The following is a 25,345-nucleotide window of genomic DNA, read 5'->3' as shown; positions in this document are numbered from 1 at the left end:
ATAATCCTTTTGCGAAAGAGCAACCTCCGCCAGATAAATACATACAGGGGGTTCTTTTTTGAAAAAACAATAAAACAAAGGATAAAATCAGTAAAATGGTGAATGTTAGTGTGCCTAAAATTTATTTAGGACAGGATTGATTTTTTATATTTTTTTTTTGAAAATATGAGTTAAGAAAAAATAACCGTTTTATTATTAAAAACCATCACTTTTCTATCGGCGTGAAGCTTAACAGCATTAGCTAAAACAATTTTCTCTAAATCTCTTCCTTTTGCAATTAAATCTGAAATAGAATGAGCATGGGTTACCCGAGTTACATCTTGTTCTATTATCGGTCCAGCATCAAGTTCTTCAGTGACATAGTGGCTAGTGGCTCCAATAATTTTCACACCTCTTTTAAAAGCAGAATGGTAGGGTTTTGCACCCACAAAAGCAGGTAAAAAAGAATGATGAATATTTATTATTTTATTTGGGTATTTATTAATGAGTTTGCTTGATACTATTTGCATATATCTAGCCAAAACAATAAAGTCAATATGATACTTTTTAAGTAACTCTAGTTGCTTGTTTTCTGCTTCTTCCTTAGTATCTTTTGTTACTGGTATATGATAAAAAGGAATTTTAAAACTATCAGCAATAGGTTTTAAATCTAAATGATTCGATATGATAAAAGGAATTTCTAAATTAAGCTCTCCAGAATTATACCGACCAAGTAAATCATATAAACAATGGTCATACTTTGAGATAAATAACGCCATTTTAGGCTTCTTTTTAGAGGAATAAATTCGCCATTTCATTTCAAATTTATTAGCTAGGTCACTTTCAAAAACAGATTTAAAGTTGTTTGTAGAAAAAGATTCTGAAATAAATTCACTTTCCAATCGCATAAAAAAGATATCTTGTTCTCTATCAACATGCTGATCTATATAAACAATATTTCCACCTTCATTTGCTATAAAATTAGTCACAGAAGCAATAATATTTGGCCTGTCTTTACAGTGTATTAAAATTGTAATCTTATTCATAAGTAGTCATTATTCGATGCTAAAATTAGTTTAAAAAAGATACAAGAGCAGGTTGTGAATTAAATTTTATATAATATTTCACAAATAGCTTATTTTTTTGAATATTTCGTAAATTGCAATACTAAAATTCAACAATCATTACGAATGAACCAACAAGCGCCCTACAAGCCAAAACATAAAGTTAGAATAGTTACTGCTGCATCACTTTTTGATGGACATGATGCATCAATTAATATTATGCGCAGAATAATTCAAGCAACTGGTGTTGAAGTGATACATTTAGGACATGATAGAAGTGTTGAAGAAGTTGTAAATACTGCGATTCAAGAAGACGTAAATGCGATTTGTTTAACCTCTTATCAAGGCGGGCACAATGAATATTTTAAATATATGTATGACCTTTTGAAAGAAAGAGATTCAGAACATATTAAGATTTTTGGCGGTGGTGGAGGTGTCATTTTACCCTCGGAAATAAAAGATTTGATGGATTACGGGATTTCTAGAATCTATTCGCCAGATGATGGTCGTGAAATGGGTTTACAAGGCATGATTAATGACTTGGTTAAAACGTCTGAAACCCCTCTTAATCTCCGAAAAGGAGAGAAAACACAAACAGGAAAAGTTTGTAATGAAGATGACTCATGGTTAATAAAAATGAGTAATGAAAAAGTTTTAGAAAGTTTAAAAAATAAAGAAGTAAGAACCATTGCAAGATTAATTTCTTTAGCAGAAAATAATCCAAGGGCATTTGAGACTATTTTTTCAGAATTGAGTGAGAGTTCCTACCCTTTGGGGACGCTAGGAGGGGCTTCCCCTATTCTAGGTATAACTGGCACAGGCGGCGCAGGTAAATCAAGTTTGGTTGACGAATTAGTAAGGCGTTTTTTAATAGATTTCCCAGAAAAAACAGTTGGAATTATCTCGGTTGATCCTTCTAAAAGAAAAACAGGAGGTGCATTATTGGGCGATAGGATTAGAATGAATTCTATAAACAACTCAAGGGTTTATATGAGAAGTTTAGCAACCCGCCAATCTAATTTAGCTTTATCAAAACACGTAAATGAAGCGGTTGAAGTTTTGAAAGCTGCAGAATACGATTTAATTATTTTAGAAACTTCTGGTATAGGACAATCTGATACTGAAATTATAGAACATTCTGATGTGTCTCTCTATGTAATGACTCCAGAGTTTGGCGCAGCTACACAATTGGAAAAGATTGATATGCTTGATTTTGCAGATTTAGTGGCTATAAATAAGTTTGATAAAAGAGGGGCATTGGATGCATTGCGTGATGTAAAAAAACAATACATGCGCAATAATAACCTTTGGGATGTACACCAAGATGACTTACCAGTTTTTGGAACTATAGCATCTCAATTTAACGACCCAGGAATGAACACGCTTTATAAAGCGGTTATGGATAAATTAGTCGAAAAAACAGGTTCTGATTTAAAATCGACATTTACCATTTCAAATGAAATGAGCGAAAAGATTTTTGTCATTCCACCTTCTAGAACACGTTATTTATCTGAGATAGCCGAAAGCAATAGAGCATATGATAAAAAGGCTGATGAACAAGTTGAAGTGGCACAAAAGCTTTATGGAATTTTTAAAACTATTTGTTCTGTTTCGAATGTTACCTTGAGTACTTCGTCTCCGCTCAGTATAAACTCCGTCGAAAGGTCTTTTATTGGGAAATTAAGATTAAACGAAGATGAGATATTGAATCATCTTAAAGATGACGGTTCAAAACAGTTTTTAGAATTACTTATCAAAGAATTTGATAGAGTTAAGCTTGATTTAGACCCCTATAATTGGGAAGTTATTACAGGCTGGAGCGACAAAGTAAATAAATACAAGAACCCTATTTATTCTTTCAAGGTTAGAGATAAAGAAATTAAAATAGAAACCCATACAGAATCTTTATCGCACACTCAGATTCCTAAAGTCGCACTTCCAAAATATCAAGCTTGGGGTGATATTTTAAGATGGTGTTTGCAAGAGAATGTTCCTGGAGAATTTCCTTATACCGCTGGATTATACCCATTTAAAAGAACAGGTGAAGACCCTGCGCGTATGTTTGCGGGTGAAGGCGGACCAGAACGCACAAATAAACGTTTTCATTATGTGAGTGCAGGTTTGCCAGCTAAACGTTTATCAACTGCTTTTGATAGTGTAACGCTTTACGGTAACGACCCCGATTATCGTCCGGATATTTATGGGAAAATTGGTAATGCAGGCGTATCTATTTGTTGTTTAGATGATGCTAAAAAACTCTACTCTGGTTTTGATTTAGCAGATGTAATGACCTCGGTAAGTATGACGATTAATGGACCAGCAGCAATGTTGCTAGGTTTTTTTATGAATGCAGCCATAGACCAACAATGCGAGATTTACATTAAAGAAAACGCATTAGAAAAAGAAGTTGAAGCTAAAATAACGAAGCTTTATAAAGGGAAAGTACGTCCTGAGTATAATGGTGATTTCCCTGAGGGAAATAATGGTTTGGGATTAATGCTTTTAGGCGTTACAGGAGACCAAGTATTACCAGAAACTATATATTCAAAAATTAAAACAAAGACCATTGCTCAAGTTCGAGGAACGGTTCAAGCAGATATTTTAAAAGAAGATCAGGCACAAAACACATGTATTTTTTCTACTGAATTCGCATTGCGTTTAATGGGTGATGTTCAGGAATACTTCATAGAAAATAATGTACGTAATTTTTATTCAGTGTCTATTTCTGGTTATCATATCGCAGAAGCTGGAGCTAACCCAATAACCCAAATAGCATTAACCTTATCAAATGGTTTCACTTACGTGGAATATTATTTAAGCAGAGGTATGGATATCAATAAATTTGGTCCAAACTTATCATTCTTTTTCTCAAATGGAATCGATCCAGAATATGCCGTTATAGGTCGTGTTGCTCGAAAAATTTGGGCTAAAGCCATGAAGCAGAAATATGGGGCAAATGCCAGAGCACAGATGCTTAAATATCATATTCAAACATCAGGACGTAGTTTACATGCTCAAGAAATTGATTTCAACGATATTCGCACCACATTACAAGCTTTATATGCTATATACGATAACTGCAACTCACTGCACACAAATGCTTACGATGAAGCGATAACAACACCAACAGAGGAATCTGTTCGTCGTGCCATGGCCATTCAACTCATCATCAATAAAGAATTAGGATTGGCTAAAAACGAAAACCCAATTCAAGGGTCGTTCATCATTGAAGAATTAACTGATTTGGTTGAAGAAGCTGTTTTATTAGAATTTGATAGAATTACCGAACGCGGCGGTGTTTTAGGCGCTATGGAAACCATGTATCAACGTTCTAAAATTCAAGAAGAGAGTTTATATTATGAAACTTTAAAGCATAATGGAAAGTTTCCAATTATTGGAGTCAATACATTTTTAAGCAGTAAAGGATCGCCAACAGTTTTACCTGCGGAAGTTATAAGAGCTACAGAGGAAGAAAAAGAATTTCAAATTAAAACCCTAGAAAACCTTCACAAGGCAAATGATACAGACGAATTATTGAAAGTGCTTCAACATAAAGCTATTAACAACGAAAATATATTTGAAGCTTTAATGGAGGTTTGTAAAGTATGCTCATTAGGGCAAATTACAAATGCATTGTTTGAAGTAGGTGGGCAATATCGTAGAAATATGTAAGCAGTGAATCATCCCGGTTAAAAATCGGACTGTGCGAATCGCTTATCGCGAAAGTACTTCGGGATTTTATTAATTTAACCCATTTGTAATTATTATACCCCTACTCCACGCAACCATTTCTATATCTACTCATCTATTAATTGAAACAAATCCTCTCAAAATGAAAATCTACTTATTCATATTTTTAATTGTTTTTATATCTAGTTGCTCATCAGATGATAGCAAACCAAATGATAAAACTGAACTAATTGGAAAATGGAAACTCATAGAACAATATTCAGATCCCGGTGATGGAAGTGGTGATTTTGAACCCATAGAGAGTGATAGAGTGATAGAATTTTTTAGTGATGGTACTGTTGAAATAAATGGAGTTTTATGCTTTTTATCTTCTGAAGTAGGCAATAAAGAAATAGGAACCTTCACAATAATCACTGATTCTGATTCACAACATGATGGAGAAATTATTCCATATACCTGCAATTCTCGTTCTGCTAGAGTTTATTTTGATTTACCAGTAAGTGGAGATTTAGTACTTTGGTATCTATGTATAGAAGGTTGTGGACAAAAATTCGACAAAATTTAATTTAGTAAACTATTATAAAGTAAGCATCCAAGTTTTTTGAAGCTTCTTGAATTTTTTTAATTCACTACGAAGAATAGGTAAAAAATCTTTCCCATTACTATTAGAACGTTCCAACCTATAAGAGTTTTTGTAAAGTTTATTTGTAAGACGCTTAAGGGAATCAACATGCTTATGCTTTTTATCAGAATAGCGTTCAAGCTCTGCATTCATAATTTCAGGAACTAAGGATACAGATTGCTGAATAATATCTCCAGAAAAATAAATATCAACATCTTCAGAACCATCTGATTTCAAACTAGATAGATCATGATTTAAATACATAGATATGTTTTGAGACAAGGCAAAAATCTCTAATGCCTTTTGATAAACCGGTAAATCCGATAGATTTGATGGGGTATTGTGTAACATAATCTAATTCTCTAAGCAATTTAATCAAAATTACTCACAAGAAATGAGATTCAACTTTAGGTTTTAAAGTAAAAACGTATATTTGCTTTAATTTTTAATTTATTTAAGCTAATTTTCTTTTAAATGATTGTAGATTCGATTAACAGCAAGATTTTAAAGTGTTTACAACAAAATGCTAGACTTTCTAATGCTGAAATAGGAAGGCAAGTAGGCATAAGTTCACCGGCTGTCTCAGAGCGTATTAAAAAAATGGAAGATTTAGGTATTATAGAAGGTTATAAAACCATTGTATCGCCTTTTGAAATTGGGTATCAATTAAAAGCTATAATTACGTTACGTGCTTTTATGGGAAAACTAAAGCCCTTTTTAGAAAAAGTAAAAACATATGATGAAGTTATTAATTGTTACCGTATTACTGGAGATGAAAATATAGTAATGGAAGTGGTTTTAAAAAACCAAAAACATCTTGAAGCTTTTATAGATCAACTTATTAGTTACGGAGAATCAAAAACACAAATTGTTTTATCTAGAGTAGTTAAACAGAAAGAAGTAATTCCAATAAAATAGGCTTTTAAATATGAATTTTACATTCCCATTTAGCTTAAAAGAAATCCAATTTTACTTGTATTTTTAAAATAATAATTTTTTATGATGAAGAAAATAATTTTAGTAATAAGTCTAAGTTTTTTGCTCATTTCCTGCGGGAGTAGTTTTCAAATTTTTTTTAATAATCATAAGGCAGATATGGGAACAACATCCTTTCAAGTACCTAATTTTATGAAAGCTGTTTTAAGTAATATTTCACCAGAAGTTAAACATGCTATTGGTAATATCTCAGATTTTAAATATATAAAATTTAAAAACGTTAGTGCATTAAAACGTCAAAGCCTTATTACAGAAATGAACGCTATTACTAATAAAGGATTTACGGATGTAACCAGGAAAAACGAAATAGATAAAACACGAATTATTTCAGTAATAGAGTTAGGTGCTATTGTTACTGATGCTATTATTTTTAGTAGCACAGAAAACGAAACTACCGCCTATTATTTACAAGGTAATTTTGACCCTAAAAAGATTAAATCATTTGCTGATGAAGATACGTTTAATAGTTTCTCTAATAACCTAATTCAAGCCTATCAAACAAATTTGAACCCTTCATTTAATCCAGAAAACTAATGAATAAATTATTTGGGCGTTACCCACAAGGGGTCGGGCTTTCTCTACTCAATCCCTCCTACGTCGGGGATTTCAAACATGCCAATCAATCCCTAACGCGGGCATCTCAGCCAACAATAAGTAAGACGCTATTGTCATTATTACTTGTATTATTTATGCTATTTACAAGTTGTACTCAAAAGAAACGAATTATAAGAGGTGAAACCGAATTTCAAAAGGAAATTAATGCCGATTATAAAGACGCCAGTAAATCGCCATTAACAGAAAAAGATAGAAAAAATTTTGAAGGCTTAGATTTTTTTAGGTTTGATTCTGTTTACTTGGTGAAAGCTAATTTCAAAAGAACCTCAAATGAGCAGCCTTTTAAGATGAAAACCACAACAGATAGAACTCCTATGTATTTAAAATATGGCGAATTAACTTTTAATTTAAAAGGAGAAAACTTTAAATTAAGCATATACCAAAATCAAGAATTAATTGAAAAAGAAGGTTACGAAAATTATTTATTTCTCCCCTTCTTAGATGAAACTAATGGACTAGAAAGTTATGGTGGCGGACGTTATATAGATGCTAAAATCCCTGAAGGAGATACCATGATAATTGACTTCAATAAAGCTTACAACCCCTATTGTGCTTATAACAATAAATATTCTTGCCCCATTGTACCTAGAATAAATTATTTAAAAACTAGAGTTAAAGCTGGCGTTAAGGCTTTTGGTAAACATTAAACTTTTTAAAGTTAGTGAGTTATTTAACTAAATACATCCCCGCAAAAACAGCTAAAAAACCAATTACAAAACTAGCAATAGTATAAACTGCAAAACTTGTAAAATCACCCGACTTTAAAAAAACGTGATTTTCATAGGCAAACGTAGAAAAGGTAGTAAAACCACCGCAAAACCCTGTGGCTAATAGTAACGTTTGACTTTGAGATATTGAACTGTTTTTAGCCGCATAACCTAGTATAATACCAATAAGTAAACTACCCAAAATATTAGCTACAAATGTACCGTAAGGAATACCTGCTTCAGCATTGTTTAAGTATTTTCCTATAATATAGCGTAATACACTACCAAAACCACCTCCCAAAAAAACTAATAATACATTTTTCATTTACTATTTTATAGGGATATAGATTTCGGTAATCCAATCTGCAGGGTTAGGATTATTACCGGGGTCGTTAGTATAAATTTCAAAAGGTTTTAAAGCAGATTGCTCAAGACCGTTGTTAGCAAGATAAGCCATAGTAGCTTCCCAAGCATTTGGTAAGTTGCTATAATTTCCTTTTAAAGTGGTTTTTAAAACTTTTGTTTTTGGTATGTATCCGCATAAAACTTCGCTAGTTCTATCAACAATTACTTTATCCCTTACAGGAATAGCATTGCTCATAATAACGCTACCATTGTCATTATTCATTTCATTGTATATCGTGAAAGGCATGCCATGAGATTTAACTTGATTTTGAGACATATAACTCATAATTTCTCCAAATTGCTTTCCAATTATTTGGCTAATATTAGCACTAGTTGCAGAAGTTGTTTTATACATATAAAATCCGCCACCATATTCTGTTACACCACCAATATTAATGGTATAAACTTTCATGCTTTCTTGAACAATACTGTCTAATTTTTCTAAACTACGTTCATAATAGGGTGCAATTTGTTTTTCCATGCCCCCCATAAAAGTAGAAAAAGCTTTAAACCCAAAAGGCAAATCATTACCAGAAATAGTCCATGTTGCATCTGTAGAACCATCTTTATTTGGTTTGAAATTCCAAATAACATCTGATGAAGGAAAGTCTGCAAATTGCATTTCTTGTTTTATAGATTTGTTTGGAGTAGCATCAATCGTTTTCATGGTTCCAATACCATCTTTATCCTCCCAAGAATATGAGCCATCAATACCTTTAGTTTGCTCTGAAAGTAAAATTTTCATATCAGGATTAGCTTCAACCCAAGCCGACCAAGCTTCCCAGTTTTTAAAATCAATTACATTATCATAAACTACCGCTGCAGGTGCTTTTATAGTTCTCGTTCTGCTTACCTCAAATTCGTTTGGCTGGATAGCAATATAAATGGCTAACCCAATAATAGCAATCAATAATAAGAATAAAATATATTTTAATGCTTTCATTTAAATGGATTGAAAGATTTTATCAATCAAATATAATCATTTTTAATTTTTTGATTAATAAATTATTACATTTGTTCAACTCAAATTCAATTATCAATAGTTAAAAATTGTTTTTTCAAGTAATTCAATAATTTTTTGCCTTTTTTGAGTGTTTTTTTATTAAATAATTAAAATATAGTTTAAGCAATGAAATTAAAGTCAATCCTAAATTTAGTATGCATTACCGCTGTATTATTATCATGTGGAAATGAAAAATCTGAAAAAAGTAATGATGTGATGGCTTCTACTGAAACCGTTTCATTTGATTATAATTTGGAGCAATTTGCAGACATTAAAGTATTACGATATCAGATCCCAGGTTGGGAGTTACTCACCTTAAAAGAACAAAAGTTAGTTTATTATCTGGTACAGGCAGGTTTATCTGGAAGAGATATTATGTGGGATCAAAATTACAGACATAATTTAAAAATCAGAAAAGCACTAGAAAACATCTATACGAATTATGAAGGTGATAAATCTTCAGTCGATTGGAAAGCCTTTGAAACTTATTTAAAGCGTATTTGGTTTAGTAATGGCATTCATCATCACTATTCAAATGATAAAATAAAACCAGAGTTTTCTTCTGAATATTTAAAAACATTGCTACAAGCTACAAATACAGTATTAGAAGGTGAGCCATTTGAAGTTTTATTTAATGATGAGGATTCTAAGAAAGTAAATCAAGCTAAAAACGTTGATAATGTAGCACTTTCGGCAGTTAATTTTTATGGTCCTAATGTTACTAATGCTGATGTTGAACGTTTTTATAAAGCCAAGAAATCACCAAATCCTGAAAAGCCTTTATCATTTGGTTTAAACGCGCAATTAGTAAAAGAAAATGGGGTATTAAAAGAACGCGTTTATAAGTCTGGTGGATTATATGGCGAAGCTATTGACGAAATTATTACATGGTTGGAATTAGCAAAAAAAGTTGCTGAAAATGAAGCTCAAGGAAATGCATTAGGGCTACTTATTAAATATTACAAAACAGGAGATTTACAAACTTGGGATGATTATAATGTGGCATGGACTGCTAGTACAACTGGGAATATTGATTATATAAATAGTTTTATTGAAGTTTATAATGACCCGTTAGGTTATAGTGGCTCTTATGAAACAATTGTGCAGATTAATGATTTTGATATGTCTCAAAAAATGAAGGTTGTGGCAGACAACGCCCAATGGTTTGAAGATAACTCCACTTTAATGGATGCCCATAAAAAGAAAAATGTAGTAGGCGTAACTTATAAAGTTGTCAATGTGGCTGGAGAATCGGGAGATGCATCCCCTAGTACCCCAATTGGAGTTAATTTACCTAACGCCAATTGGATTCGCGCGTCGGTAGGAAGTAAGTCAGTATCGCTAGGAAACATTACTCATGCCTATAATAATGCAACGAGCTCAGAACGTTTAAAAGAATTTGTACACGATGACGAGGAGTATGAGTTAGAAGAAAAATACGGTCAGCTAGGAGATAAGTTACATACTGCTTTGCATGAAGTAATTGGTCATGCATCAGGACAATTAAATCCTGGCGTAGGTGAGACCAAAGAAACGCTTAAAAATTACGCTTCTACATTAGAAGAAGGGCGAGCTGATTTAGTCGCTTTATATTATTTGTATCATCCAAAACTTCAAGAATTAGGCTTAGTTGAAGACTGGCAGGCTGTCGGAAAGGCTACATATGATGGTTATATCCGTAATGGTTTAATGATGCAGTTAATTCGTTTAAATTTGGGCGATGATGTTGAAGAAGCGCACATGCGAAACAGACAATGGGTATCGGCATGGGTTTTTGAAAAAGGAAAAGCAAATAACGTTATTGAAAAAGTAACCAGAGATGGAAAAACGTATTTCAATATAAATGATTACCCGAAACTTCGTGAGCTTTTTGGTGAGTTATTAAGAGAAACCCAACGCATAAAATCTGAAGGAGATTTTGCTGCTGTTGAAGCCTTAGTTGAGGGGTATGGTGTAAAAGTAGACCAGGCCGTTCATGTTAATGTATTAGAGAGAAATAAGCAATTTAAATCTGCACCTTATAATGGATTTGTGAATCCAGTGTTGGTAGCAGTGAAAAATAATGAAGGCGTAATAAAATCTATAAAAGTTACACGACCAGAATCTTTTGCTGGACAAATGCTAAATTACAGTAAGGAATATAGTTTTTTGCCAGACGTGAATTAAGTAAAAAAAAATAGTGAGTAGCAATAATACTGAAAACAGAATCTTAAATCAAGGTTCTGTTTTTTTGTTTACACTAAATACTAATAGTATTAAATTAACGACAACTAGTGCACTTACGATTAATATAAAATTCATTCTTAGTCTGGTTTAGTTATTTAGTAGATGCATGGTTTTAAAAAAGGTTGCGTCAAAGGTTAAATTTATTTTTGTTTCCGTTAGTTTTTTTTAGAATTTTATGGGAATTTCTAGGTATCAGCTTCAAAGTCAAATATGGCTTAAGATTAAATAATATTATTTAAGTTAATACCAAAATAATTATTGCCACAAAAAAGCTGGTACAGATACTATTTATAGTCAGCTTAATTACTTAAAGAAAAATTTAATAGCAGCAATAAACAATATAAAAGCAATAAAGGCAATTAAAACCCAAACGCTACCAGCATAAAAACGTTTGTGGATTTTTAAATCTTTTCTGTAGGTGTAGGCAATTATAATGGAGAAGACAATAAAGAATATAATTCCGAAAATGATTTGACCTTTACTAAACATATAGTTACTTTTATGCAAATTTAATCAATTACAAAAGATTTCCTTCTTCAGGGAAATGAAAAAATACACTTATTAGATGAAAAATAAAATTGAAGCCGTAAAAGCATTTCATACCGCTTTCAAAATAGGTCATAGAGAAGCACCAAAGGCAGATTTAGGTTTAGCAAAAAACATGTTGCGTTACAAATTAATGCGAGAAGAAAACGAAGAATATCTTGATGCCGCAAACAATAATGATTTAGTTGAAGTTGCCGATGCTTTAGGCGATATGCTATACATTTTATGTGGTACCATTATAGAACATGGTATGCAACATAAAATTGAAGAAGTTTTTGAAGAAATACAGCGCAGTAATATGAGTAAATTAGGGGCTGATGGAAAACCTATTTATCGTGAAGACGGAAAAGTATTAAAAGGACCTAATTATTTTAAACCAAATATTCAGTCTATTTTAGATAAATAGTTTTTTATTATTTAAATTTATTTTAAGAATCTTATATAAAAAAGAGAAGCAAAAACGGCTTCTCTTTTTTTTAAAATTATTTTACAGCATAACGCCATCCAAATGGGTCTTCAGCTTTATTAGTTTGTATATCAGTAATACGTTTTTTTAAGAAACTAGCGTAAGTATCTTTAAGTTTCGGTAATTCATAATCAGCACCCTGATATCCAAATCCAGAGATAGGCGAAATTACAGCTGCAGTTCCTGCGCCAAACATTTCTTTAAGAACCCCTTTTTTAGATGCTTCAACAACTTCAGAAACCGATATTTTTCTAACTTCTACATGAATACCTTCCGCTTTAGCGAGCTCAATAATACTCTTACGTGTAATACCATCAAGAATTCTATCACTTGTTGGTCCGGTAATTAACGTATCATTAATACGAATAAATATATTCATCGCACCAGCTTCTTCAATATATTCATGTGTGTTATCATCCGTCCAAATAACTTGCTGATAGCCTTTATCAATAGCTAATTGCGTTGGGTAAAACTGTCCAGCATAATTACCACCAGCTTTAGCAAAACCAACACCGCCATTTGCAGAACGCGAGTATTTTTCTTCAATTAAAACCCTAATTTCTCCAGCAAAATAAGCTCCAGAAGGTGCCGTACAAATTATAAATTTATATTCATCGGCTGGTGAGGCATGAAACCCATTTCCAGAAGCAAATACAAAAGGTCTTATATATAACGAACTCCCATCTTTTTTAGGAATCCAATCTTTATCAGTTTCTAACAACGCTTTCAAACCATCTATAAAATAAGACTCAGGCAGTTCAGGAATAGCCAATCGTTTTGCTGAAATATTCAAACGTTTAAAATTATCTAAAGGACGAAATAACCAGACCTTCTCATCAGCATCTTTATAGGCCTTCATACCTTCAAAAATAGATTGCCCGTAATGAAAAATTTTAGCCGACGGATCTAAAACAATAGGTTGATATGGCATCACCTTAGGCGCTTGCCATTTACCATCTTTAAAATTACATTCTAACATGTGATCAGAAAAAACATGTCCGAATTTTAAATTATCAAAATCTACGTCGTTGATTTTAGAGGTTTTAGCCTTTATAATCTCTATATCGTTGATTATCGTATTCATAGTTTGCTTTTTTACTAGTACAAATTTAACTAAAAACGTTTTTAAAAAAGCGGTATATTTACATAAATCGTTTAAAATTGAAATATTTGTAACATGAAGTCAATTACCTTAGTAATTATCTGCGTTTTAATGTTAAATTCTTGTAAAAATAAAACACACGAATCAACAGAAAATCAAGTAAAAGTTGAGAATATAGAATATGCGACATTCGGTAAAGAAATTATTACTAACGATGCTATAGCAGGAAATTCTATGGTTGCACATTATAAAACCATGAATGCAGGCGATAGTATAAACTCAAAAATAATTGCAGAAGTAAATGAAGTTTGTCAAGCCAAAGGCTGTTGGATGCGATTAAAATTAGATGATGAAAACGAGGTTATGGTAAAATTTAAAGACTACGGTTTTTTTGTTCCAAAAGATATTAAAGGAAAAAATGTTATTGTAAACGGAAAGGCTTTTGTTGAAGAAGTATCTGTAGACGAGCAGCGTCATTATGCCGAAGACGCAGGGAAATCTGCTGAAGAAATAGCAAGTATTACCGAACCAAAAAGAACATATACTTTCGAAGCCGATGGTGTTTTAGTAGCCCAATAAAATAAACGTATTCATTTTTTTTAAGTTTTGGGCGTTACCACAAGGGTCGGGTTTTCCGCTATATCTTTTTTTAACGTCATCGCCAGAACAAATGTCGTAGCTTGCTGTTAACTATAAGTTTAAATTAAAATTCATAACTTCTTAATAAAAAAAAGGATGCCGCTTCAACCCCTAACGCAAAAATCAAGACCCTTTCAACGCTAATACAATACCACATGAAACGTGAAATAATCATCACCGCAGACGGATCATCGACCATACATATTCCAGAGTGGAATGAGCAGTACCATTCAAAACATGGCGCCATACAAGAAGCCTATCATGTATTTATTAAGCATGGTTTGCATCATTTTTACAACCAAGAATATCTCCTTGACCGCAATCGAAAGGTAAAAAACCCTCTTAATATCCTAGAAATAGGTTTTGGTACAGGATTAAATGCATTCATAACACTTATAGAATCAAAAAAACGAGCATTAAATATCTATTATAATGGCGTAGAAGCCTATCCAATTTCAGAAGATGAAATACAAGCTTTAAACTACACTGAAGAACTTCGTACCGAAAACAGCAAAGTTTTTTTTAAAAAAATCCATAGTATACCTTGGGAAGAAAGACATCAAATAAATGATAATTTCAAATTAATAAAACAAAAAAAATTCTTTTCAGAGATTAATGATACTGCAACGTATAACCTCATCTATTTTGATGCATTCGGAGCCAGAGTGCAACCCGAATTATGGACAGAAACCATATTTAAAATCATGTATAAAGCTTTAAAACCTGAAGGTATATTAGTCACCTATTCTGCAAAAGGAAGCGTTCGAAGAGCTATGCAAGCCGTTGGCTTTACTGTAGAAAGACTTCCTGGGCCACCAGGAAAACGTGAAATGCTTAGAGCCACGAAGCATTCAGCGATTCCAAACCAATAATATTTAGAGCTAAATGTTACGAGCTATAAAATAGTTTTGAATTGTTATTGCGAGAAGTGTGCGACGTGGTAATCTCATTATTTATTTCAATTTGCCACTTTTAGCAATGGTTAATCAGCAACTTCCATACTGTTAAACCTAATATAAACTTTAACAAACCCTTTAAGCGTTTTTGTAACTTTACAAAAAAAAGAAAATGCGTGTTTTAATAACAGGAGCAACAGGATTAATTGGTCAGGAAATTGTTAAGCTTTGTCATGAAAAAGACATAAAAGTAAACTACTTAACTACAAGTAAATCCAAAATTGTACAAGACGAAAATTACAAGGGCTTCTATTGGAATCCGAAAGCAAAGGAAATTGATACAAATTGTTTTACCGCTGTAGATGCTATTATTCATTTAGCAGGAGCAACCGTTTCAAAACGTTGGACTTCTAGCTATAAAAAAGAAATTGTATCCAGCAGAACGGAAACCACTGCTTTATTGGTAGAAACTCTTAAAGGAATAAATCATCAAGTAAAACAAGTTATTTCAGCCAGTGCAATTGGAATTTATCCAGATTCATTAACCAATTATTACGACCAAACTCATAACGAAATAAGCTCCTCTTTTTTAGGACAAGTCGTTTCTGTTTGGGAACAAGCAGTCGATGAATTTTCAAAGTTAGATATTACTGTCTCAAAAATTAGAATAGGTTTAGTTTTATCAGATAAAGGTGGCGCATTAAAAGAAATTGTTAAACCCATAAAATATGGATTGGGTTCCGCTTTTGGTACCGGAAAGCAATGGCAATCATGGATTCATATTCACGATTTAGCAAACCTTTTTTTATATGTTTTGGAAAAAGAAATAACTGGAGTTTACAATGGCGTTGCACCAAATCCAGTTTCTAATACAGAATTAACTAAAACCGCAGCAAATATTTTAAAAAAACCATTGTTTATGCCAAACATCCCTAAGTTTTTTATGAAATTGGTTTTAGGCGAGATGCATAGTTTATTGTTTGAAAGCCAACGTGTGAGTTCTAAAAACATCGAAAACAAAGGGTTTAACTTTGAATATAATTATTTAGAACCGGCTTTGGAGAATTTGTTGGGCTCTACTGTCCTTAAATAAGTTAATAAAAGCGCTTCCATGTGTTATATGAAGCTTTAAACGACTGTAGTTTCTTTTAATACATTTAAGTGTTTATCCGAAGGAACAAAAAAGAAGCATTAACATTCAATTAACCAATGCAACTTCGAAAAATTCCCTACGTTTAATTGGTTAAAAACTCGTTAATAAAACACCTTTCATATTTCTATTTTTACCTATTAATTTTTAAAATATTCCTTTTCTTTGCATCACAATACAACATTATGAGTCAAGAAGTTTCAAAACGATATGCACAACGTGGTGTATCTGCATCAAAAGAAGATGTTCACAATGCCATTAAGAATATAGATAAAGGTTTATTTCCTAAAGCATTCTGTAAAATAGTACCGGATTATTTAACTAATGACGACGATTATTGCTTAATTATGCATGCCGATGGCGCTGGAACAAAATCATCTCTAGCCTATATGTATTGGAAAGAAACTGGTGATATTTCAGTTTGGAAAGGCATTGCTCAAGATGCTTTAATCATGAATATTGACGATTTACTTTGTGTTGGTGCCACAGATAATATCATGCTGTCTTCAACCATAGGAAGAAATAAAAACTTAATCCCTGGTGAGGTACTTTCAGCCATTATTAATGGCACAGAAGAACTGCTTGAAGATTTAAAATCGTTTGGAGTAACCATACATTCTACAGGCGGAGAAACTGCTGATGTTGGCGATTTGGTTAGAACCATAATTGTTGATTCTACGGTTACAGCAAGAATGAAACGTACTGATGTTATAAATAACGCCAATATAAAAGCTGGGGATGTTATTGTAGGATTAGAAAGTTTCGGAAAAGCATCTTACGAAAAACAATACAACGGAGGTATGGGAAGTAATGGATTAACTTCTGCACGTCATGATGTATTCAACAAGTATTTAGCTAAAAAATACCCTGAAAGTTTTGATGCTTCAGTTCCCGAAGACTTAGTGTATTCTGGAAGTGTAAAATTAACAGATCCTGTTGAAGACTCCCCTATTGACGCTGGTAAGTTAGTATTATCTCCAACAAGAACCTATGCGCCAATTATCAAAAAAATCCTTTCAAAATATAATAGTGAAACCATTCATGGTATGGTACATTGTTCAGGTGGAGCGCAAACAAAAATTCTTCATTTTGTAGACGAGTTTCATATTATAAAAGATAATATGTTCCCTATCCCTCCTCTATTCAAATTGATACAAGAACAATCAAAAACAGATTGGAAAGAAATGTATCAAGTTTTTAATTGTGGACACAGAATGGAATTGTATGTTACACCAGAAGTTGCAGAAAGCATAATTGAAATTTCAAAGGCTTTTAATGTTGATGCAAAAATTATCGGAAGTGTACATCCTTCAAAAACAAAAAAGCTTACAATAAAATCAGAGTTTGGAGAGTTTAATTATTGATTGAAAATAATTCTTCAAAGCGCAGCATTGAGGTTTAGTTTGAAATTGTTATTCCCTAAACATTGGGATTCTAATGAAGTTTTTTAATACCTATAAATGACTCTTTTACAAATTAGCCTAAATAAAATACTTCATTTTTATTTTTTCATCCTAAATGGAATAATTTTTGATGAAACATAAAACTTCACAAACAACCTAATACAAACATGAAGTATTTACTATTATTTATAGTTTGTCTTTGCTTTCAATTTTCAAATGCGCAGCCCGATTCACTTTTTATAAAAGAGAAAGAACAAAAATATACGGGCCCTCAATGGAGTCAAAAAAACAAAGGAACAGTAGATATTAGTCAAGTATCCTTTACAAATTGGAACGCTGGTGGTAGCAACTCTATTTCAGGTTTAGCTGCCATATTCTCTTCACTTAATTATAAAGATAAATTTTTCAATTGGAAAAACAATGTAAACCTTAGTTATGGAATAAACCGGCAGCAAGGCAGAGAAACAAGAAAAACAGACGATATATTTGAAATAAATTCAAATCTAGGTTTTAAGCCAGATAGTTTATCAAATTGGTTTTTTTCGGCTAGAGTAAATTTTAGAACCCAACTTACTAACGGTTTTAATTATCCAAATGTCTCAGAACCCATTTCTAAATTTCTTGCTCCGGGTTACTTGTTTCTAGGAGCGGGTATGGAGTATGGCAAAAACATAGACCAATTATCTTTCTACTTCTCTCCGCTCACCTTAAAAACAACTTTTGTTTTAGACGAAGATTTGGCAAACGCAGGCTCCTATGGGGTTAATCCAGCAGTTTTAGATATAAATGGCGATATTATTATTCCGGGCGACAAAATAAGAACAGAGTTTGGTGTATTAATAACTAATAGCTATCAAATGGAGGTAATTGAAAATATTAATCTAAGAAATGAAGTTAGTATTTATTCTGATTACATAAATAATTTTGGGAATCTAGACTTAGATTGGAGAATAGATTTTGATTTTAAAGTAAATTCTTTTGTGAGGGCTACTTTTGGTTCTCATTTACGTTATGATGATGATGTTAAAACTCAAACGCAATCCGACATCGAGGGCGAGTTTGATGAAGCTGGCGCGAAAGTACAATGGAAACAATTTTTAGGTGTTGGTTTTGCCGTAGATTTCTAAAAAACACCAATAAATCCATTTAAAATATTTGTTAACTTTTTTATGTTAATAAATTAATAAAATACTTGTAATCAGTTATTTAACATGGTTTAACTGTAAACTTTATGATTTTTATCATGTTTTAAGTTGTACATTTATGGTTTATTTATAGTCGTAAATTATTCCATTCAACCTAAAAAATCTTAAAACATCAATGAACACTGAACTTGCCAAAAAAACATCCAAGACCTACACTTCAGAAGATGCCTTTAATGCGTCTCTAGAATATTTTAAAAATGATGACTTAGCTGCTCGCGTGTGGTTAAATAAATATGCCCTAAAAGATTCTGAGGGTAATATTTATGAGTTAACACCTAATGACATGCACAGGCGTATTGCTAAAGAAATAGCTAGAGTAGAAACTAAGTATGCCAATCCATTATCTGAAGATGACATTTTCAACGTCATTAAAGACTTTAAATATATTGTCCCCCAAGGAAGCCCAATGGCAGGAATTGGAAATCCATTCCAAATAGGCTCTTTATCCAATTGCTTTGTTATTGGTAACTCTGGAAAATCTGATTCTTATGGCGGCATCATGAAAATAGACCAAGAGCAAGTACAACTTATGAAGCGTCGTGGTGGAGTTGGACACGATTTATCTCATGTACGCCCAAAAGGGTCTCCTGTAAAAAATTCAGCTTTAACCTCAACAGGACTTGTACCTTTTATGGAGCGTTATTCCAATTCTACAAGAGAAGTTGCTCAAGATGGCAGACGCGGGGCACTTATGCTTTCAGTATCTATTAACCATCCCGATTCAGAAGATTTTATAAATGCTAAATTAGAGCAAGGAAAGGTAACAGGTGCTAATGTTTCCGTTAGAATAGATGATAATTTTATGAAGGCTGTTAAAAACAGCACAGAATACACCCAAAAATATCCAATATTCAGTGAGAATCCAAAAGTAACTAAGTCTATTGACGCTAATTCTTTATGGAAAAAAATTGTACATAACGCATGGAAATCTGCTGAACCCGGAATTCTATTTTGGGATACTATAATTAATGAATCGGTACCAGATTGTTACGCAGATTTAGGCTATAAAACAGTATCTACAAACCCATGCGGCGAAATTCCTTTATGCCCTTACGATTCTTGTCGCTTACTAGCTATTAATCTATTTTCTTATGTAGAAAACCCATTTACGTCACACGCTAAATTCAATTTCGATTTATTCAAAAAACATGTCGCTTTAGCACAACGTATTATGGATGATATTATCGATTTAGAACTTGAAAAAATCGATGAAATCTTAAAGAAAATTGATGAAGACCCAGAATTAGATGAAGTAAAAGCAACTGAACGTAATTTATGGTTAAACATTCAACAAAAAGCTCAAGAAGGAAGACGAACAGGTGTAGGTATAACCGCTGAAGGTGATATGTTGGCTGCCTTAGGTATTCAATATGGTAGTAAAGCTGGTAATGCATTTTCTTTAGAGGTTCATAAAACTATTGCTATTGAAGCCTATAGATCTTCAGTACATTTAGCAAAAGAACGTGGTGCCTTTTCAATTTTTGATGCCGAACGCGAAAAAAACAATCCATTTATTCTGAGACTAAAAGAAGCCGATAGTCAATTATATTATGAAATGCTTGAATATGGCAGACGTAATATTGCTCTACTAACCATTGCTCCTACGGGAACTACAAGTTTAATGACGCAAACTACATCTGGTATTGAACCTGTTTTCATGCCGGTTTATAAACGCAGAAGAAAAGTAAACCCAAACGATAAAGATGTTCGTGTAGATTTTGTAGATGAAATTGGAGATTCTTGGGAAGAATACGTGGTTTTTCACCATCGTTTTAAACAATGGATGGAAGTTAACGGTATTGATAGTTCAAAAAACTTTTCACAAGCTGAAATTGACAAATTAATTAAAAAGTCACCTTATTACAAAGCCACTTCTAATGATGTAAATTGGCTGAGTAAAGTAAGCATGCAAGGTGCTATTCAAAAATGGGTCGATCATTCTATAAGTGTCACAATAAATTTACCAAATGATGTTACTGAAGATTTGGTTGGCGATTTGTATTTAAAAGCTTGGGAAGTTGGCTGTAAAGGCGTAACGGTTTATAGAGATGGTTCGCGTTCTGGAGTGCTTATTTCAAATGATGACAAAAAAGAAGATAAAGAAGATGATAAGCTAACTGCTTTTCCTAAAAAACGCCCATCAGTTTTGGAAGCAGATGTAGTTCGTTTTCAAAATAGCAAAGAAAAATGGATTGCTTTTATCGGTTTAATCGATGATAAGCCTTATGAAGTATTTACAGGTCTTGCTGATGATGAAGATGGGATTTTAATTCCGCGCTGGGTAAATAAAGGTGTTATTATTAAAAATAGAAATGAAGATGGAAGTTCTCGCTACGATTTTCAATATAAAAACACTAGAGGCTATAAAACAACTATTGAAGGATTGTCTCATAAATTCAATCCAGAGTTTTGGAACTATGCAAAGCTTATTTCAAGTACGCTTCGTCATGGAATGCCAATCGATAAAATTGTTGATTTAATAAATAGCTTACAATTAGATAGCGAATCTATTAACACCTGGAAAAACGGTGTGGTAAGAGCCTTAAAACGCTATGTTGCAGATGGAACTAAAGCAAAAGGGCAAGCTTGCGATAATTGTAAATCTGAAAATTTAATCTACCAAGAAGGCTGTTTAACCTGTAAAGATTGTGGTTCTTCTAAGTGCGGTTAAAAAATAAATTTATTTGAAGTAGAAAGGAAGTCGTTGTGGCTTCCTTTTTTTGTCTATACAAATTCTTTCAAAACAACAAGAAAAGGAAGCGAAAAAACAGCATCAATAACAAACACCAATAAAAATACCTTTAAAGTAGAAATCCCTAATTCCCTATAACAAGTAAGTTTTCGTTTTGTAGGTGTTTCACTTAAAAAATACCATAAAAAAAAGATAAGTAATAGCTTAACAATAAGTATGGCAACGATTTCAAATTTTATAAATAAAAGCAACATATTTATCACTAAAGACCAAATAAAAAAAGGTCTATAAAACACGAATATAGATGATAGCTGCTTCATAAGTATCTATAATAACGCTGCTTGCTTAAGAATATTTCTTATTAAGCACATAAGAGCGTTATCTAATCATTGAAAATTCATAAATTATCGTATTTTTGGTTTCCAATAAAAAAGGCAGATGTTAGAGAAATTACAAATAGTGAAACAACGTTTTGATGAGGTTAGCGATTTAATTATTCAACCCGATATTATTACAGATCAAAAACGATATGTTGCACTAAATAGAGAATACAAAGACTTGCGATTACTTATGGATAAGCGCGAGTTATATTTAGAACTCACCAACAATTTAGCTGAAGCTGAAGAGATTATTTCAGATGGAAGTGATGCAGAAATGGTTGAGATGGCCAAAATGCAATATGATGAAGCTAAAGCTGGTATTCCTGCTCTTGAGGAAGAAATAAAAGTATTATTAATACCTAAAGACCCTGAAGACTCTAAAAATGCAGTGGTAGAATTACGAGCAGGAACAGGCGGAGATGAAGCCAGTATTTTTGCAGGCGATTTATTCAGAATGTATACTAAATACTGCGAAGGAAGAGGTTGGCGAGTTGATACCGTAGACTTTAGCGAAGGAACTAATGGAGGTTTCAAAGAAATTCAGTTTGAAGTTTCTGGCGAGGAAGTTTATGGTACTTTAAAGTTTGAGGCTGGCGTCCACCGTGTACAACGTGTACCACAAACCGAAACTCAAGGACGTGTGCACACTAGCGCTGCTACAGTTATGGTGTTTCCTGAAGCAGAAGAATTTGATGTAGAAATAAACCCTAAAGATGTAAGAATTGATTTTTTCTGTTCATCTGGTCCTGGAGGTCAGTCTGTAAATACAACTTATTCTGCGGTACGTTTAACGCATATCCCAACAGGATTGGTAGCACAGTGTCAAGATCAAAAATCGCAGCATAAAAATAAAGAGAAAGCTTTTAAAGTATTGCGTTCTCGTTTATATGATTTAGAGTTAGCAAAAAAAATGGAGGAAGACGCAGCATTACGTGGCACCATGGTAACAAGTGGTGACAGAAGTGCTAAAATTAGAACCTACAACTATCCTCAAGGACGTGTTACAGATCACAGAATTGGGCTAACGCTTTACGATTTAAGTAATATTGTTAATGGCGATATTCAAAAAATAATTGATGAATTACAATTAGCTGAAAACACTGAAAAGTTAAAAGCGAGTGATGATGTAATTTAACCCTCTTTCCCTGTTAAGTTTAGGAATCTCATAAATCCAATTAGATTATAATAGATGACTAACTTCACAGGAATGACAATATATATCAAGTGACAACAAACCAACTAGTAAATCAAATCAAAAAAAAGAAATCCTTTCTATGTATTGGATTGGATGTAGATTTAAACAAAATCCCAAAATTCCTTTTAAAAGAAGAAGACCCGATTTTTGCTTTTAATAAAGCTATAATTGATGCCACACATCACTTATGCGTAGCCTACAAACCAAATACTGCTTTTTACGAAGCCTATGGAATTAGAGGTTGGCAAGCTTTAGAAAAAACAATTCATTATATAAATGAGAAGCATCCAGAAATTTTTACTATTGCTGATGCTAAACGTGGTGACATTGGAAATACAAGTACCATGTATGCCAAGGCATTCTTTGAAGATTTAGCATTCGATTCTGTTACAGTTGCCCCTTACATGGGAAAAGATTCTGTAGAACCTTTTTTAGCTTTTGAAAACAAACATACCATTCTATTAGCTTTAACATCTAATCAAGGTGCTTTCGATTTTCAAACGAAAGAAATTGATGGGAAAGAAGTTTATAAGCACGTGTTAGAAACGTCAAAATCATGGAAAAACTCAAAGAACTTAATGTATGTTGTTGGCGCTACAAAAGCTGAATATCTAAAAACAATTAGAAACATCATCCCTGATAGCTTTTTATTAGTTCCTGGTGTTGGCGCTCAAGGCGGAAATTTACAAGAGGTTTGTAAATATGGAATGAACGACAACGTTGGCCTATTAATTAATTCTTCAAGAGGTATTATTTACGCCGCTTTAGATAAAGATTTTGCGCAAGCAGCAACCTCGAAAGCTGAAGAACTTCAAATAGAAATGGAAAATATTTTAACTAAATAGAATTTGTTTGATAATCATCAGAGAAATCAATCTTACTGATATCATCAACAAAGTTTGCTATTCTTCGTTCTATTTCCTTTAAACTAATTGATTTACCAAGGTTAGGCTTAATTTTCCCAACTCTACAAAATTGTGGGTTCATGACGTGTATCTTTATATATAAAGTACGTACAAAACATCCTATTTGGATGTCATTAAAAAGCTAAAGAGTTATTAAATAAATATTAATCTTGAAGAGCAAAGACTTTTCTTAACAAATCTGTAGACCTCGAAGATATTTTAGTCCTTATTTCTTTCTCTTCAACAGCAATCATAGTGTATACACCTTTTAATGCTTCACCGGTAACATAATCTGTTAAATCTGGGTTTACATTATTTGTAAATGGAATACTATTATATTTATTTATTACATTATTCCAAATCTCATCTGCTCCAACTTTACTAAACGAGTTTTTTATTACAGGATTAAATTTAGCATAGAGCGCCTCTTGAGTTTTTGAAGTTAAATATTGTGTAGCTGCATCATTATTACCTAGTAAAATATTTTTTGCGTCATCAAACGTAATACCTTTAACAGCTTCAATAAAAATAGGGGTTGCTTCTTTTACAGCATCTTCAGCAGCTCTATTAAGAACTTTCAAACCTTCATCAGCCAATTTATTTAATCCAATATCACGTAATGCTTTATCAACTTTACGAAGCTCTTCAGGTAATAAAATCTTAACTAATTCATTTTTAAAAAAACCATCTTCTTCCGTTAGTTTAGTAACTTGCTTATCAATACCAAAATCTAATGCTTGTCTCAAACCAGATGCTATTTCTGCATTACCAAGCACACCACCTTGTGGTAATTGATTTACTACTTGCTGCAATTCTGCACAAGAAGTCATATTAAATATTAAAAAAATAGCTAAAAGTTTACGTATCATTAATTTGGGTTTATTATTTACGCAAAGATAAATTTTAGTCTAAAATAAGATTGATTTAAAACTATAATTATTAAAATGTTATTTGAGTACAGTGTTTACTATGTAATTAATATACAAAACAAAAAACATCAAGCTTAATGACATTTTATGATGACATTTAATAAGATTGCGCTATTATTATTATTAATAATATGCTTTTTAAGTTATCTAAAATATTCAGTTTTATAAGTTCTAGTTCAATTTCTGTAGGCAATTGAAAAACAAAAAAGCCTTCAATTTCTTGAAAGCTTTATAAACATTAGTGACCTCGACTGGATTCAAACCAGTAACCTCTTGAGCCGTAATCAAGTGCGCTATTCAGTTGCGCCACGAGGCCTTTTTTGTGGGTGCAAATATACATTTTTTATTAAAACACCACCAAATCTTATTTCATTTTAATAAAATTTTTATTGAATATCCGTTATAAGTCATAATCCTGTGATATTAGCAATAACAAGCCTATCGAAGAGTTGGTCTCCAAAATATCTACGATTTAGTTTATAGACGAATTCATTTAAGTATAATTGGAGATATTTTCCTTTAATTTTATG

22 protein-coding genes, 1 tRNA gene and 1 pseudogene are annotated in these 25,345 nt (G+C 32.4%); 15 read left to right on the top strand and 9 right to left on the bottom strand.

Annotated features, from left to right (window positions below; translation table 11 throughout):
- Window positions 1–170 precede the first annotated feature (170 nt).
- Window positions 171–1,025: a formyltetrahydrofolate deformylase gene (gene purU / locus P8K68_RS11160; RefSeq protein WP_300250879.1), complete on the bottom strand. Its 855-nt coding sequence runs from the start codon at window positions 1,023–1,025 to the stop codon at window positions 171–173.
- A 144-nt stretch (window positions 1,026–1,169) separates the two neighbouring features.
- On the opposite strand from purU, the gene P8K68_RS11155 reads away from it, so the two are divergent.
- Both P8K68_RS11155 and P8K68_RS11150 read left to right on the top strand, forming a co-directional pair.
- Entirely contained in the window at window positions 1,170–4,715 is a 3,546-nt protein-coding gene (locus P8K68_RS11155) for a methylmalonyl-CoA mutase family protein (RefSeq protein WP_300250876.1), read from the top strand.
- A gap of 160 nt (window positions 4,716–4,875) precedes the next feature.
- On the top strand, window positions 4,876–5,298 hold the full coding sequence (locus tag P8K68_RS11150; RefSeq protein WP_300250874.1) for a hypothetical protein: 423 nt from the start codon (window positions 4,876–4,878) through the stop codon (window positions 5,296–5,298).
- 12 nt (window positions 5,299–5,310) lie between these two features.
- Here P8K68_RS11150 and P8K68_RS11145 read toward each other — a convergent pair whose 3' ends face one another.
- Window positions 5,311–5,706, bottom strand: coding sequence for a hypothetical protein (locus P8K68_RS11145; RefSeq protein ID WP_300250871.1), 396 nt, complete (start codon window positions 5,704–5,706; stop codon window positions 5,311–5,313).
- A 123-nt stretch (window positions 5,707–5,829) separates the two neighbouring features.
- Here P8K68_RS11145 and P8K68_RS11140 point away from each other — a divergent pair, with 123 nt between their 5' ends.
- The 3 genes from P8K68_RS11140 (at window position 5,830) to P8K68_RS11130 (ending at window position 7,613) form a co-directional block, all read left to right on the top strand.
- Entirely contained in the window at window positions 5,830–6,273 is a 444-nt protein-coding gene (locus P8K68_RS11140) for an Lrp/AsnC family transcriptional regulator (protein ID WP_300250868.1), read from the top strand.
- 177 nt (window positions 6,274–6,450) lie between these two features.
- A complete protein-coding gene (locus P8K68_RS11135) occupies window positions 6,451–6,885 on the top strand; it encodes a DUF4252 domain-containing protein (RefSeq protein WP_300250865.1) in 435 nt (144 codons plus the stop codon).
- Window positions 6,885–7,613, top strand: coding sequence for a DUF1684 domain-containing protein (locus P8K68_RS11130; protein WP_366143749.1), 729 nt, complete (start codon window positions 6,885–6,887; stop codon window positions 7,611–7,613). The genes P8K68_RS11135 and P8K68_RS11130 overlap by 1 nt, the downstream gene beginning before the upstream one ends.
- A gap of 19 nt (window positions 7,614–7,632) precedes the next feature.
- Here the strand turns inward: P8K68_RS11130 and crcB are convergent, their stop codons facing one another.
- Both crcB and P8K68_RS11120 read right to left on the bottom strand, forming a co-directional pair.
- Complete coding sequence (crcB, locus tag P8K68_RS11125; protein ID WP_300250862.1) at window positions 7,633–7,998, bottom strand: fluoride efflux transporter CrcB; 366 nt, start codon at window positions 7,996–7,998, stop codon at window positions 7,633–7,635.
- A 3-nt stretch (window positions 7,999–8,001) separates the two neighbouring features.
- The gene (locus tag P8K68_RS11120; RefSeq protein WP_300250860.1) at window positions 8,002–9,021 is read right to left on the bottom strand and encodes a GyrI-like domain-containing protein; all 1,020 of its coding nucleotides are present in this window, start codon (window positions 9,019–9,021) and stop codon (window positions 8,002–8,004) included.
- A gap of 186 nt (window positions 9,022–9,207) precedes the next feature.
- On the opposite strand from P8K68_RS11120, the gene P8K68_RS11115 reads away from it, so the two are divergent.
- Together P8K68_RS11115 and P8K68_RS11105 are read left to right on the top strand one after the other, a co-directional pair.
- The gene (locus P8K68_RS11115) at window positions 9,208–11,247 is read left to right on the top strand and encodes a dihydrofolate reductase (RefSeq protein ID WP_300250857.1); all 2,040 of its coding nucleotides are present in this window, start codon (window positions 9,208–9,210) and stop codon (window positions 11,245–11,247) included.
- Between the two features lie 625 nt (window positions 11,248–11,872).
- Window positions 11,873–12,259 carry a nucleoside triphosphate pyrophosphohydrolase family protein gene (locus P8K68_RS11105; RefSeq protein WP_300250851.1) on the top strand — a complete coding sequence of 129 codons (387 nt, stop codon included), beginning with the start codon at window positions 11,873–11,875 and terminating at the stop codon, window positions 12,257–12,259.
- 76 nt (window positions 12,260–12,335) lie between these two features.
- Here P8K68_RS11105 and P8K68_RS11100 read toward each other — a convergent pair whose 3' ends face one another.
- Window positions 12,336–13,403, bottom strand: coding sequence for a branched-chain amino acid aminotransferase (locus P8K68_RS11100; RefSeq protein ID WP_300250848.1), 1,068 nt, complete (start codon window positions 13,401–13,403; stop codon window positions 12,336–12,338).
- A gap of 93 nt (window positions 13,404–13,496) precedes the next feature.
- Here P8K68_RS11100 and P8K68_RS11095 point away from each other — a divergent pair, with 93 nt between their 5' ends.
- The 8 genes from P8K68_RS11095 to pyrF all read left to right on the top strand — a co-directional run bounded on the left by P8K68_RS11095 (window position 13,497) and on the right by pyrF (window position 23,826).
- Entirely contained in the window at window positions 13,497–14,000 is a 504-nt protein-coding gene (locus P8K68_RS11095; RefSeq protein ID WP_300250846.1) for a DUF4920 domain-containing protein, read from the top strand.
- A 215-nt stretch (window positions 14,001–14,215) separates the two neighbouring features.
- Window positions 14,216–14,932: a tRNA (5-methylaminomethyl-2-thiouridine)(34)-methyltransferase MnmD gene (gene mnmD / locus P8K68_RS11090; RefSeq protein WP_300250844.1), complete on the top strand. Its 717-nt coding sequence runs from the start codon at window positions 14,216–14,218 to the stop codon at window positions 14,930–14,932.
- 196 nt (window positions 14,933–15,128) lie between these two features.
- Window positions 15,129–16,049: a TIGR01777 family oxidoreductase gene (locus tag P8K68_RS11085; protein WP_300250840.1), complete on the top strand. Its 921-nt coding sequence runs from the start codon at window positions 15,129–15,131 to the stop codon at window positions 16,047–16,049.
- 242 nt (window positions 16,050–16,291) lie between these two features.
- Window positions 16,292–17,470: an AIR synthase related protein gene (locus P8K68_RS11080; protein WP_300250838.1), complete on the top strand. Its 1,179-nt coding sequence runs from the start codon at window positions 16,292–16,294 to the stop codon at window positions 17,468–17,470.
- Between the two features lie 206 nt (window positions 17,471–17,676).
- Window positions 17,677–18,636, top strand: a complete 960-nt coding sequence (locus P8K68_RS11075; protein ID WP_300250836.1) for a DUF3078 domain-containing protein — start codon at window positions 17,677–17,679, stop codon at window positions 18,634–18,636.
- A 193-nt stretch (window positions 18,637–18,829) separates the two neighbouring features.
- On the top strand, window positions 18,830–21,385 hold the full coding sequence (locus P8K68_RS11070) for an adenosylcobalamin-dependent ribonucleoside-diphosphate reductase (protein ID WP_300250834.1): 2,556 nt from the start codon (window positions 18,830–18,832) through the stop codon (window positions 21,383–21,385).
- Window positions 21,386–21,844: 459 nt separating this feature from the next.
- Complete coding sequence (prfA, locus tag P8K68_RS11065; protein ID WP_300250832.1) at window positions 21,845–22,921, top strand: peptide chain release factor 1; 1,077 nt, start codon at window positions 21,845–21,847, stop codon at window positions 22,919–22,921.
- Window positions 22,922–23,010: 89 nt separating this feature from the next.
- Window positions 23,011–23,826, top strand: coding sequence for an orotidine-5'-phosphate decarboxylase (gene pyrF / locus P8K68_RS11060; RefSeq protein ID WP_300250830.1), 816 nt, complete (start codon window positions 23,011–23,013; stop codon window positions 23,824–23,826).
- On the opposite strand, the gene P8K68_RS11055 is transcribed toward pyrF, so the two are convergent.
- The 4 genes and pseudogenes from P8K68_RS11055 to P8K68_RS11040 form a co-directional block, all read right to left on the bottom strand.
- A complete protein-coding gene (locus P8K68_RS11055) occupies window positions 23,819–23,968 on the bottom strand; it encodes a hypothetical protein (protein ID WP_300250827.1) in 150 nt (49 codons plus the stop codon). The genes pyrF and P8K68_RS11055 overlap by 8 nt on opposite strands.
- A gap of 82 nt (window positions 23,969–24,050) precedes the next feature.
- A complete protein-coding gene (locus P8K68_RS11050; protein ID WP_300250824.1) occupies window positions 24,051–24,755 on the bottom strand; it encodes a DUF4197 domain-containing protein in 705 nt (234 codons plus the stop codon).
- Between the two features lie 302 nt (window positions 24,756–25,057).
- Window positions 25,058–25,131, bottom strand: a tRNA-Arg gene (locus P8K68_RS11045).
- A 91-nt stretch (window positions 25,132–25,222) separates the two neighbouring features.
- Window positions 25,223–25,345: pseudogene (locus P8K68_RS11040) on the bottom strand (IS1595 family transposase); the annotation flags it as partial.

The organism is Algibacter sp. (assembly GCF_029245835.1).
Lineage (GTDB): Bacteria > Bacteroidota > Bacteroidia > Flavobacteriales > Flavobacteriaceae > Algibacter_B.
Note: the sequence above shows the minus strand (reverse complement) of the source record. Positions and strands in the feature narration are given on the sequence as shown.